General features: G+C 70.5%; 10 protein-coding genes. 7 read left to right on the top strand and 3 right to left on the bottom strand.

Translation table 11 applies throughout. The features are described from left to right. Positions 1 to 22: 22 nt before the first annotated feature. Together EAS64_RS33400 and EAS64_RS33395 are read right to left on the bottom strand one after the other, a co-directional pair. Entirely contained in the window at positions 23 to 589 is a 567-nt protein-coding gene (locus EAS64_RS33400; protein WP_145859539.1) for a flavin reductase family protein, read from the bottom strand. 23 nt (positions 590 to 612) lie between these two features. Continuing rightward, complete coding sequence (locus tag EAS64_RS33395; RefSeq protein ID WP_145859538.1) at positions 613 to 1,584, bottom strand: helix-turn-helix domain-containing protein; 972 nt, start codon at positions 1,582 to 1,584, stop codon at positions 613 to 615. A 143-nt stretch (positions 1,585 to 1,727) separates the two neighbouring features. Between EAS64_RS33395 and EAS64_RS33390 the strand changes: the two genes are divergently transcribed. The 5 genes from EAS64_RS33390 to EAS64_RS44045 all read left to right on the top strand — a co-directional run bounded on the left by EAS64_RS33390 (position 1,728) and on the right by EAS64_RS44045 (position 7,918). Next, on the top strand, positions 1,728 to 3,146 hold the full coding sequence (locus EAS64_RS33390) for a carotenoid oxygenase family protein (protein ID WP_145859536.1): 1,419 nt from the start codon (positions 1,728 to 1,730) through the stop codon (positions 3,144 to 3,146). A gap of 131 nt (positions 3,147 to 3,277) precedes the next feature. Further along, complete coding sequence (locus tag EAS64_RS44050; RefSeq protein ID WP_187366356.1) at positions 3,278 to 5,551, top strand: hypothetical protein; 2,274 nt, start codon at positions 3,278 to 3,280, stop codon at positions 5,549 to 5,551. Positions 5,552 to 5,655: 104 nt separating this feature from the next. Then, complete coding sequence (locus tag EAS64_RS33380; RefSeq protein ID WP_145859535.1) at positions 5,656 to 6,474, top strand: CmcJ/NvfI family oxidoreductase; 819 nt, start codon at positions 5,656 to 5,658, stop codon at positions 6,472 to 6,474. Positions 6,475 to 6,495: 21 nt separating this feature from the next. Beyond that, on the top strand, positions 6,496 to 7,371 hold the full coding sequence (locus EAS64_RS33375; protein WP_145859533.1) for an alpha/beta hydrolase: 876 nt from the start codon (positions 6,496 to 6,498) through the stop codon (positions 7,369 to 7,371). A 43-nt stretch (positions 7,372 to 7,414) separates the two neighbouring features. Continuing rightward, on the top strand, positions 7,415 to 7,918 hold the full coding sequence (locus EAS64_RS44045; protein WP_187366355.1) for a nuclear transport factor 2 family protein: 504 nt from the start codon (positions 7,415 to 7,417) through the stop codon (positions 7,916 to 7,918). A 58-nt stretch (positions 7,919 to 7,976) separates the two neighbouring features. Here the strand turns inward: EAS64_RS44045 and EAS64_RS33365 are convergent, their stop codons facing one another. Then, the gene (locus tag EAS64_RS33365) at positions 7,977 to 9,278 is read right to left on the bottom strand and encodes an IS110 family RNA-guided transposase (RefSeq protein WP_145859530.1); all 1,302 of its coding nucleotides are present in this window, start codon (positions 9,276 to 9,278) and stop codon (positions 7,977 to 7,979) included. A gap of 322 nt (positions 9,279 to 9,600) precedes the next feature. On the opposite strand from EAS64_RS33365, the gene EAS64_RS33360 reads away from it, so the two are divergent. Continuing rightward, the gene (locus tag EAS64_RS33360) at positions 9,601 to 10,710 is read left to right on the top strand and encodes an NAD(P)-dependent alcohol dehydrogenase (RefSeq protein WP_145859528.1); all 1,110 of its coding nucleotides are present in this window, start codon (positions 9,601 to 9,603) and stop codon (positions 10,708 to 10,710) included. A gap of 98 nt (positions 10,711 to 10,808) precedes the next feature. Continuing rightward, the gene (locus tag EAS64_RS33355; RefSeq protein ID WP_145859526.1) at positions 10,809 to 11,387 is read left to right on the top strand and encodes an NADPH-dependent FMN reductase; all 579 of its coding nucleotides are present in this window, start codon (positions 10,809 to 10,811) and stop codon (positions 11,385 to 11,387) included. The last annotated feature ends 25 nt before the right edge of the window (positions 11,388 to 11,412 follow it).

Raw genomic sequence — 11,412 nt, 5'->3', positions numbered from 1 at the left:
CATCAGCCCCAGGACGCTGCCCTCACCACAGCTCGGGGAAGTCGCCGAAGAGGTGGCTGGCTACCTCCGGTGCCGGCTGGGCTGTCGGCTCGTCCAGCCGCTCGAAGGCGCCACGGTAGAAGATGAGCGGCGGGAGCCCCTCGGCGTGGAACTCCTCGACGCGCGCGACGATGATCACGTGGTCGCCCGCGCCGTGCACGTCCTGCGCGGTGCACCAAAAGTACGAGGAGCACCCCGCCAGGTGCGGGACGCCATCGCGCACCTCCCAGCGGACCTTCGCCTCGGGGTTGGGCCGCCCGGCGAAGTGCATCGCGAGGTCGCGCTGCCCATGGTGCAGCACGTTCACCGCGAACGCCGAGCCTGGCCGCAGCGTCGCGGCGGCCCGGGTCTGCCGGCCGAGCGAGACAAGCACCAGCGGCGGGTCGAGCGACACCGAGGTGAACGAGTTGACGGTCGTCCCGCGCAGTTCGCCGTCGGCGGCCTCGTAGGTCACCACGGTGACGCCGGTGGCGAAGTGCCCGAAGGCCCGTCGCAGTTCCACCGGGCCGACGGCGGCGGGCCGGTGCTCCTGTGGCGACGGGAAGGCCATGCCACCGATGTTAGTGGCCGGGGTCAGTCCCGGCGCGAGACGGACCGCAGCGCAGTGGCACGCCATTCGCGCGGCGTCTCCCCGAACGACCGGCGGAACAGCCGGGAGAAGTACGCCTGGTCACGGTACCCCCAGCGGGCCGCGATGTCGCCGATCGGCAGGTCGCGCAGGGCGGGGTCGGCCAGGTCGCGGCGGCAGCCGGTGAGCCGCCGCTCCCTGATCCAGCCGGTGACCGTCGTCCCCTGCTCGGCGAACACCGCCTGCAGGTGCCGCGAGGACAGGTGGTGCGCACGCGCGATGCTCGCGGTATCGAGCCCAGGCTCCTGCAGGCGACGGCCGATGTAGTCGGTGATCTTCATGAAGGAAAGCACCGAACGGGGGAGTGGTGACTCAGACACCGCCTCGCACAGCGCGGTGGCGAACAGGTCGATCAGGTTGCGCGCCACCCGGGCGCCGAGCGGTCCCCACAGCAGGCTGTCGTCGGTGGTCACGGCGGCCACGAACGGGGAAAGCCGGGACCCGAACCGGCTGACGGCCGGCACCGGCCTGCCGAGCACAGTGCGCAGCGCCGCCTCGGGCAAGTCGACGAAGGACTGCGGGAACCTCATCGAGAACGTCGAGAAGTCGCCGCGGAACTCCCAGCTGTACGGGTCTGCGCCGCTGGTGACCACGAAGTCGCCGGCGCGTAGTGCCGACGCCAGCCCGTGCTGGCGGAACAGCGACGACCCGCGCAGCTGGAAATGCACCACGTAATAGGGTGCCGCCGGCGCCTTGACGTGCTCGGCGGTCCTGCTGACGATGTGCTCGCTCGCCTCGATCTCGATCACGTTCGCCGCCACCTGGTCGAGCAAGATGCGGTGCAGCCGACCGGAGAACCCGCTGCCGTCCCGCGCGGCCTCAATCCGGTGGAACGGCGGCTCGACCCCGGCCAGTAGCTCATGCCACTCCTGCGGGTCATGAGCCGTCCCGCGGATCTCGGTGAATTCCCCGCTCACCGCGTCCCCCTATGTCCGGCCATAGCCGCAGACTATGTCGCTTGCACCCGCGGCCAGTGACAGAACGCCCTCGGCATGATGCGCTGTCCCCAAGCGGCCGCGGCGATCGCGTGGCGCGCGCCGGCGATGGAACGAGGGGATAGATGACCGAGGACGCGCTACCAGAGGAATTCGTCAACACCTGGCTGCAGGGCCCATTCGCGCCTGCCGACCAGGAGGTGACCGCCTACGACCTCGAGGTCACCGGGAAGATCCCCGCGGAGCTCGAGGACGGCCGGCTGCTCCGCGTCGGGCCGAACCCGGTCGACCAGCGGAACCCGGTGACCTACAACTGGTTCACCGGCAACGGCATGCTGCACGGCGTGCGGATCCGCGACGGCAAGGCCGAGTGGTACCGCAGCAGGTTGGTCCGCGACGACGAGGTGGCCAGGTCCCGGGGCCTGCCCCGGCTGCCAGGGCCCGAGCAGCTCGGTGGCGGCGCCCAGTACGTCGCCGACAACATCGTCAACACGCACACCTTCGCGCACGCGGGCAAGACCTGGGCGTTCGCGGAGGCGGGCGTGCTGCCCGTGGAGCTGTCCTACGAGCTGGAGTGCCTGGCCAAGAGCGACTTCGCCGGCACGCTCAACGGCTCCTGGACCGGGCACCCGCACCGCGATCCCCGGTCAGGCGAACTGCACGGCATGAGCTACTACCACGGCTGGCAGCACGTCTCCTACCAGGTGGTCGACACGACGGGGAAGGTGCGGCGCACCGTCGACGTGCCGACGCCCGGCCGCCCCGTGGTGCACGACTTCGCGCTCACCCAGCGGTACGCGGTCTTCCTCGACGGGCCGGTCAACTACGCCGATGAGCTGCTCAGGGCGGGCTACGACTTCCCGTTCCTGTGGGACTTCGAGTACCCGACCCGCTGGGTACTGATCCCGCGCGACGGCACGGCGGGCGAGCCCGTCTCTGTGGAGCCCATCTCTGTCGAGGTGGAACGCTGGGCGGTGTTCCACATCCTCGGCGCCTACGACCGCCCGGACGGCCAGGTGGCGCTGGTCGGCGCCAGCTACGACCAGCTGTTCGTCACCGACCACACCGGGCCAGGGGAGAAGCCGGGCACGCTGAACCTATTCCTCATCGACCCGAAGACCGGCAGGACCAAGGTGGAGATCCTCGACGACCAGCCGCAGGAAATGCCGCGCATGGACGACAGGATCACCGGCGACAAGTTCAGGTACGGCTACTTCAGCAGCCGCGACCAGGGCATCTCCACGCTGATCAAGCGGGACTTCGACGCGCCAGCCAAGGAGACCTACGCCTACGGCCCCGGCCGGTTCGGCATGGAGGCGGTGTTCGTGCCGCGCACGCCGGACGCGGCGGAGGACGATGGCTGGCTGATGACCTACGTCACCGACATGACCACCCGCACCGCCGACGTGGTGATCCTGCACGCGCAGGACCTGGCCGCCGGGCCGGTGGCCAGCATTCACATTCCGCACCGGGTGCCCATCGGCTTCCACGGCAACTGGATTCCCGACTCAGAACTGGAGGAACAGCGGGCACGGCTGGGCTAGACACGTCACTGTGCTGCCAATTTATGGCCGGAAGCGTATCTGAATCACGCGTTCACCGTGCGTAGTCCTGTCGCCAGGTTTTCGATGCCCGCCTAATTGCTGTGCGCCCGGCATGCCTTTAATCTCCCGATATGGGACTGCACCTGGGCTGGATTCCCAACGAGCCGGGGCTGCGCTCTCGCGCGTACGATCGCGCGGCGCCGCCTGAGCCCGAGCCCGATCCGGCGAAGGTAGCGGCGCTGGCCGCCGCCCAGCACGCCCGCGGCATGTGGGCGCGGCTGCTGATCGTCACCGGACTGTTCGCGGTGGTGCTCTTCGGCCCCCTCGCCGCGCTCGCCCACGCCCGGTGGGCGTGGGGTGCGGCGGGCGGGCTCGCGCTGTGCTGCTGGCTGCCGGTGGTGCTGCTTGGCGCGAAGCGCCGGCGCGCCGAGACGCACCTGCGGGAGGAGATGCAACGGGGCGCGTGGCTGCACGCGACAGAACTGGAGGAGTACGAGGAGGGCAAGGCGCTGTGGGCGCGCTCCGAGGAGGAGCGGATCGCCACCGCGCCGCGCTGGCTCCAGGTGGCCGCGCACGAGGACATGAGCAGGCTCGACGTCTTCGGCGGCACCGTGCCGGGACGGCAGAACATGGTGACAGGACTGGGCTGGGAACTGCTCGCGGAACGCGCCGTCATCGTACTCGACCTGTCACAGGACCGGGTGGCGGACGGGCTGCTCGCGGCCGCCGCGCGGGCCGGAATCTCCTGGCAGGATTACCAGCTGCCCAGGGACCTGAACGCGACGCCGCTGCTCGCCGGGCTTGGCAGGGAGCAGATCGCGTCGCTGATCGTCGAGGTAGTGCACGCCGATGACGCGGGCGCGACCGCGGCGGGGCGTGCCACCGACCTGATGATCCTCAGGAAGGTCATCGGCGTGCTCGGCGACGACGTCTCCATGGTCCGGCTGCACGCCGCGCTCGGCCTGCTGCTGTCCGGCGGCGAGGACCGCCAGGACCCGGCGGCGGTGCTCGCGCTGACTGAGGACGAGCGGGCCGGCCTGCGCGGCCTGTTCGGCGCCGGATTCCTGCATCAGGTGGCGGGCAACCTGGTCACGCTCGCCGCGGTCGTCGAGCCGCTCAGCGGGGTGGGCGCCGAATCGGGGCCGCGCCAGCCGTCCCGGCTGACCTGCCTGTCGCTGGCCGACGGGCCGCGGGACGTGGCGGCCGACCTGACCGCGGCCCTCGTCGTCCAGTGGGTCACCCGCGCCGTCGCGGAAAACGGCGGCACCGGCGACAGCACCGGCGGTGCCGGGTTCCGGCCGGCGGTGATCCTGGCCGGCGCCGACGAGCAGTCCGTCAGGCACCTGGCGCGGCTGACCGCGATGTGCGAGCGGTACGACATCCCGCTGGTGCGCGCCTTCTCCCGGCTGACCGAGGAGTCGGCGAGGCATCTCGACACCAGGCACACGGCTTTCCTGCGGCTTGCCACCAGGCCGGAGGCGCTGCGCGCGGCCGAGCACATCGGGCTCGAGCGGCGCTTCGTCGCCGGGCGGTTCTCGCACCGGCACAGCGTCAGCCGGTCGCGGACCCGCACCACGGGCGAGTCGGTCACGCACACCACCGGCCGCACCGAGGGTGAGGCGGTGACGCACACGACGGGCACCACGTCCGGGCAGGCGTACTCCGAGGCAGAGGTGCCGCGGCAGCAGCAGCAGGTCAACGTGCACATCGAGGACCACAGGCCGCGCGAGGACAATCGTTCGCACGAGGACCGGCGCGGCGACCGGGCGCAGGAGCCAGAACCGCGGACGGCGGCCGGCGAGCGCGAGCCGTCCCGCAACGGGTCGGGCGGCGCGAACCGCGGCGGAGGCGGCGCGAGCCGCGGCGGGGGCAGCGGAGGCGGCGCCAGAAACGGCGGCGGGGTGCGGGTGGTCGGCGAGCGCGGCGGCGGCGGCAGGCCGCAGACAGACATCATGAAGACCCATACCAAGTTCAGCGCGCAACACGAGAGCGAGGCCAAGACCCAGTCCTGGGCAAGGACCGAGGAGACCAGCCACACCTCGACGACATCGCAGTCGCGCACCGACGGGGTAAGCGTCGGCGACGAGATCGGCTACGAGCTCGTCTATGACCACAAGGTCCACCCGGAGACGCTGATGGCGCTGCCCGAGGACCAGATGCTCGCGCCGCACATAGTCGAGTCGCGCGCGGTAACCGGCCCGGCCGGGAGCACCCCGGTGACCGCCGGCGACACCAACAGCAAGATGGTCGCGCTCGTCATCGACCCGGCGATCGTCGGCACCGAGCAGGTCGCCCCGGTCCGGCCGGGCGAGATCCCGGTGTTCGAGCCGCCGGTCCCCGCGGTCTCCGGGCACGTGCCCGACTTCAAGGGCGTGGCGAAGCCCGCGCTCCGCTCGGGCGACTGATCGTCCACACCGAGCGCGGGTGCGGGGCACGGGCCAAAACCCGGGCGCCGAGCCTGTGCCCTGGCATCTGGAGCGGCCGGTGGCCGCGGCGCATAGTGGGTCTCATGGATGGTGTCACGGCCACGCTCAACTACCTGCGCCCAGGATCGCGGCGTAACAGGCTCTATGTCGCGCCCGGCGGCCACCTGACCACTACCGAGTACGCGCCGACTACGGTCACCATCGGCAACGGCCGGCCGTACGTCGCCGACTTCGGCCTCGACCGCAGCGGCTTCACGCTGCTGCGCCACCGCAGCGCGGTCGCCGACCTCGGCGACCAGGCGCAGCTCGACACGGCGTACACCGCCGAAGTCCTGGATCTTGTCAAGCAGGCGATGGGCGCCGACGAGGTGGTGCCGATCGGCTGGGTGATCCGCCGCGCGAACCGGCCGCTTGACGGCGCGCAGCCGCCGGCCTCCGACGTGCACGTCGACATGCACCCGGGCCGGGCGCACGGCCGGATGTCCGCCGCGTCGCCGCGCGGCGAGCCGTACCGGCGGGCGGTCATGACCTCGCTGTGGCGCGCGTTCAGCCCGCCGCCGCAGGACTGGCCGCTGGCGCTGCTTGACTACCGGTCGGTGGACGACGCCGAGGGCGAGCCCAACCTGCTGCTGTTCGTGGACCGGCTGCCAGACCCGGACAACGTGCCGGACATCGAGGACCCCGATTCGATGCCCGCCGGGTCGATCTTCGCCCACCAGCCGGGGCACCGCTGGTGGTTTTTCCCCGACCTGAGCGCGGACGAGGCGCTGCTGTTCAAGCTGCACGACTCCGACCACAGCGTCGCCTGGCGCGCGCCGCACACCGCGTTCGAGGCGCCGTACGCCGCCCAGGCGAACCCGCGTGAATCGGTCGAGTTCCGCACGATCGCGTTCTTCTACTAACCGAGACGAAATCGAGGCACCGTGACCGAGCAGCTACCGCCGGACGTGATCGCACAGCTCACCGCGTTGGACCCGGAGATCACCCCGGAACTGGTGGCGTCGAGCTGGGCAATCCTGCGGCCGTTCCACGAGAAGAACGGCTACACCGCGCCGAAGATCGCCCGCGACCTGCGCTACGGCGACCACGAACGGCACCGCCTTGACGTGCACACCTCAGGCGAGGCGGCGAACGCGCCGGTCTTCGTCTTCGTGCACGGCGGCGGCTTCATCGGCGGCGACAAGCACGTGCCAGGCAGCCCGGCCTACGACTTCCTCGGCGCCTTGGCCGTCCGCAACGGCTGGGCCGGCGTGACGATCACCTACCGGCTCGCCCCGGAGCACACCTGGCCGTCGGGCGCGCAGGACGTGGCCAACGCCATCGCCTGGGTCAGGGACAGCATCGCGGATTACGGCGGTGACCCGGACCGGATCGTGGTCGCGGGCAACTCGGCGGGCGCGGTGCACGTCGCCTCCTACGTCACCGGCCAGGGCGGCGGCTCGCTCGACGGCGTGCGCGGCGCGGCCATCCTGTCCGGCTTCTACCAGGTGGCACTCGACGAGCGCAGCGATCTCGAGCGCGCCTACTACGGCGACACCCCGGCGCAGGATGTCGCGACGCTCGACGGCCTGGTCGGCGCGGACATCCCGCTGCTGTTCAGCGTTGCGGAACGCGACCCGCTGTTCTTCCAGACACAGGCCGCCCGGCTGGCCGCTGCCTGGTTCGCCGCCCACCAGGTCACGCCCAACCTGGTCTGGGTACCCGGGCACAACCACATCTCCGGGATCGGCTCGGTCGGCGTGGACGACGCCGCGCTCGGCGCGGCCCTCGCCCGCTTCGTCAACCGCGTCACCGCATAGCACCGCACAAGACCGCCAGCGCCAGCCAGAGGGAGACCGCGTCATGCCCCGTCCCAAGATCCCCGTCGAGGACCGCCTGGAGATCCAGGAGCTTTTCGCCTACTACGCCTGGGGCCTGAACACCGGCGACGAGGCGCAGGTGCTGAGTTGCTTCACCGAGGACGCGAGCTTCGAGCACCAGCCGCAGGGCATCTTCCACGGCCACGAGCAGATCAAGATCCTGCTCAGCCACCTGTGGTACGACAAGCCCGGCTGGTTCATCGGCCGTCAGCACCTGGCCTGCCACTTCATCCTCACGCCGCTCAGCGAGCAGGAGATGCACGTCAAGGCGTACTCCACGCTCGTGCAGTACCAGGTGGACTACAAGCGCAACTTCGTCTTCGGCCTCGCCAACTGGGACAACGTGCTCACCAAGGCGTCCGGCGAGTGGCTGTTCAAATCCATGCGCATCCACAAGTGGATGGGCGAGGACGTGCCCTGGGTGGGCGACGACTGCGCCAAGATCACCGCCCCCACCGGCCCGCTGACCCGAAAAATGGAGAGTTAGCGGGCAGGCGGCAGCAGCCGGCGGCGGTTCGTGCCGTCGGCTTCGGGGGTGCTGCTGGCTAGGCGGGCTGGCTGGGGCCGGTCTCGTCTGGTTCGGGGCGTTTGCAGAGGGTGACCTCGTAGCCGAGGCTGGCGAGCTTGCCGACGTGGTGGCTGACCTGGCGGGCGGTGTCGCGCTGGCGTTCGTAGTAGTCCGGGCCGAGGTCCTGGTAGCGGCTGCCGGGCCTGGACAGCAGGGCGTGGTAGACGCGCATCTGGGTGTTGCCGGTGGCGACGCAGGCTTTGGCCTTGCCGCGCCTGCGGGCCAGGCGCCGGTGCCGGGCGCCCTCGCGGGTGTCGGTCTTGCCGGCCGCGACGGCGGTCTCACCGGTGATGGCGCCGAGGTAGCGGTTGCCGTGCTTGCGCCGGGCGGGGCCGGCGCGCTTGCCGGACTGGTGCTCCAGCGGGGTGCGGCCGGCCCAGGAGGCCAGGTGGCCGGGGGTGGGGAACCTGCTCATGTCGACGCCGGTCTCGGCGATGGCGTCCTGGGCGGCGCGCCTGCCCCAGCCGGGCATCGACTCGGCCTGCTGGAGCTGCTCCTCATACGGGGCCAGCAGCCGCTCGATCACCTGCGACAGTCGGGCGATCTCCTCGTTGATCCGGTCGATGCGCTCCAGCATGACCCTCAGCAAGGCGGCGAGCTCGGGGGTGAGGAACTCCGCGCCTTCCAGGGCCTGCTCCAGCTCGCCGATCTTGCGGCGGGCGCGGGCGCGGGCCAGCTGGGCAAGGGCCTTAGGGTCGCGCTGGCCGGCGATCAGCTGGTCCATGATGTCCCGGCCGGTGACCCCGTGCAGGTCGGTGAGAACCGAGGACAGCTTGACCGCGGCCGATTCCAGCAGCTTCTCGGCGCGGTTCTTCTCCCGGGTCCGGTCCTCGGTCAGGTCGCGGCGGTAGCGGGTGTGCTCCCGGATGATGCGGAACTCCGGGGTGGCCACGAAACAGGAGGTGACGGTGCCGCGCTCGAAGCAGGCGGCCAGCCAGGCCGAGTCCGACGGGTCCCGCTTGGGCCGCCCGGGCAGGTTCCTGACCTGTTTCGGGTCGGCGAGCACGCATTCGAGGCCCTCGGCCTCCAGCCGGTAGAAGATCGGCTTCCAGTAGTCACCCGTTGCCTCCATCACCACGGCGGGGACCTGCCAGCAGCGCAGCCAGTCCGCCAGCGCCAGCACCTCCCGCTTCGTGGTGCCGAACATGCGGGTCTCGGCGGCCCGCCGGGACGGATCCCGGTCCGACGGCACCCGGATCGTCGCCGCCATCTGGGCCTTGCCGATGTCGATGCCGCATACCCGGTCGCGGTAGAGCGGCTCGCCGGTCACCTCTTCCACGCGTCCTCCGCTATCTGCGCTAGCCTGCGTCAGCGGCACCGCCCGGGGAACCGGGGGCGTGCGGAAGAATCTGACCCGCGTGCTCGAAGCGACAGTGAACAGCCCCTAGGGTGACCGGCTCCCAGCACCAGACTGATCCGCGGCCTCAGCCAGGCCAGAGAGAAAACGGCGTCACGGGCGGTACCACCGCCATTTTTCACCCCGGTACGGCGCCGCGCAGCGATACAGGGACTGATCTGAAAACCGGCCATGCGAGTACCGGCCGGCAAAAGCCCGGCAGTAGCCGGCCCAACGGTACTCATACCAGCCAAAGGGGACCCGCATGAAGATCCAGGCCGCCGTCGCCTGGGAGGCTGGCGCCACGCTGTCCATCGAGGAGTTCGACCTCGACGAGCCGCGCGATGACGAGATCCTGGTCAAGGTCGAGGCCGTGGGCGTCTGCCACACCGACGACAACGCCAGGCTCGGCCGGCTGCCCGTGGTGTTCCCGATCATCCTCGGCCACGAGGGCGCCGGCCTGGTGGAGCGGACTGGCAGGAACGTCGCCAAGGTCAAGCCGGGGGACCGGGTGCTGTTCACCCCGGACTACTGCGGCAAGTGCGAGCAGTGCGTGCTCGGCGGCACGCCGTACTGCGACCAGGTCGTCCCCGTCACGTTCATCGGCACCCGCCCCGACGGCTCGCCCCGTGCTCACCAGGACGGCAAGCCGGTGCGCGCCTCGTTCTTCGGCCAGTCGAGCTTCGCCACGCATTCGCTGGTCACCGAGCGGAACATCGTCCCGGTCCAGGAGGGTGCCCCACTGCACTACCTAGCCGGCTTCACCTGCGGCGTGCAGACCGGCGCGGGCGCGATCCTGAACGCGATGCCGGTGCACACCGCGAGCAGGGTGGCCATCTGGGGCACCGGCGCGGTCGGCCTCGCCGCGGTGATGGCCGCCAAGGCGTCCGGCGCGGCGGAGATCGTCGCGCTTGACCGGGTGGGTCACCGGCTCGCCCTCGCCGCCGAGCTCGGCGCGACCGCCGCCATCGACACCAGCGGCCAGGACCTTGCCGACGTGGCCACCGCGGTGGTCAAGCTGACCGGCCGGGGCGCCGACGTGGCCCTGGACACCACCGGCAACCCGTTGGTGATCCTCGCCGCGGTCCAGTCGCTGGCCACGCACGGCACCGCCTCGGTGATCACCAGCATCGGCGCGCCGGTCACCCTGTCGCCAGGCGAGCTGCTGCTGAAGGGCCGCCAGCTGCGCGGCACGATGGGCGGGCACATCAACCCGACGGTGTTCATACCGAGGCTTCTCGACCTGCACGCCAAGGGCAGGTTCCCCGTCGACCGCCTCGTCAAGAACTACCCGTTCGCCGAGGTCAACCAGGCGATCGCGGACTCGCTTTCGGGCGAAACGATCAAGCCGGTGCTCTGTCTGCCCGGGGGATGACCCCCGTACCCCCCACGGCTTCGGGGAATAACGAATCTAGCTGACGCGTCATGTAGCATGACATCCCGTTACTCGTCTTCATTAACGGAGGAAACGCGTTGGCTAAGCCCGTGCTGCGTATCGTCATCGGCTCCACCAGGCCAGGCCGCATCGGCCCGTCAGTGGCGACCTGGATCGCCGAGCGCGCCAGGGAACACGGCGGCTTCGACGTCCAGGTGACCGACCTGGCCGAGCTGAACCTGCCGCTGTACGACGAGCCCAACCACCCGCGGCTGCGCCAGTACGTCAACCAGCACACCAAGGACTGGTCCGCGCTTGCCGGCGCTTCCGACGCGTTCATCTTCGTCACGCCCGAGTACAACCACGGCTTCAACGCGGCGCTGAAGAACGCGATCGACTACCTGTACCACGAGTGGCACCACAAGGCGGCCGGCATCGTCAGCTACGGTGGCGTCTCGGCGGGCACCCGCGCCACGCAGATGCTCAAGCAGGTGCTGACCGCGCTGAAGGTCATGCCGGTGCCCGAGGCGGTGAACATCCCGTTCGTCTTCCAGCACCTGGATGAGGACAAGCGCTTCAAGTCGACCGAGCTGATCGACGCCTCCGCGGTCGCGATGCTCGACGAACTGCAGCGCTGGACCGAATCCCTCGCCACGCTGCGGGCGAAGAATAAGTAACTACCGGCTGACTCCGGTCATCCCC

The organism is Trebonia kvetii, from assembly GCF_007827045.1.
Taxonomy (GTDB): domain Bacteria; phylum Actinomycetota; class Actinomycetes; order Streptosporangiales; family Streptosporangiaceae; genus Trebonia; species Trebonia kvetii.
This window is presented reverse-complemented; position numbering and strand designations above follow the sequence as displayed.

Bases quoted from the DNA above. Each gene is read 5' to 3' on its own strand.
- EAS64_RS33400 (WP_145859539.1), bottom strand. From the start codon at position 589: ATGGCCTTCCCGTCGCCACAGGAGCACCGGCCCGCCGCCGTCGGCCCG.
- EAS64_RS33390 (WP_145859536.1), top strand. From the start codon at position 1,728: ATGACCGAGGACGCGCTACCAGAGGAATTCGTCAACACCTGGCTGCAG.
- EAS64_RS44050 (WP_187366356.1), top strand. From the start codon at position 3,278: ATGGGACTGCACCTGGGCTGGATTCCCAACGAGCCGGGGCTGCGCTCT.
- EAS64_RS33380 (WP_145859535.1), top strand. From the start codon at position 5,656: ATGGATGGTGTCACGGCCACGCTCAACTACCTGCGCCCAGGATCGCGG.
- EAS64_RS44045 (WP_187366355.1), top strand. From the start codon at position 7,415: ATGCCCCGTCCCAAGATCCCCGTCGAGGACCGCCTGGAGATCCAGGAG.
- EAS64_RS33360 (WP_145859528.1), top strand. From the start codon at position 9,601: ATGAAGATCCAGGCCGCCGTCGCCTGGGAGGCTGGCGCCACGCTGTCC.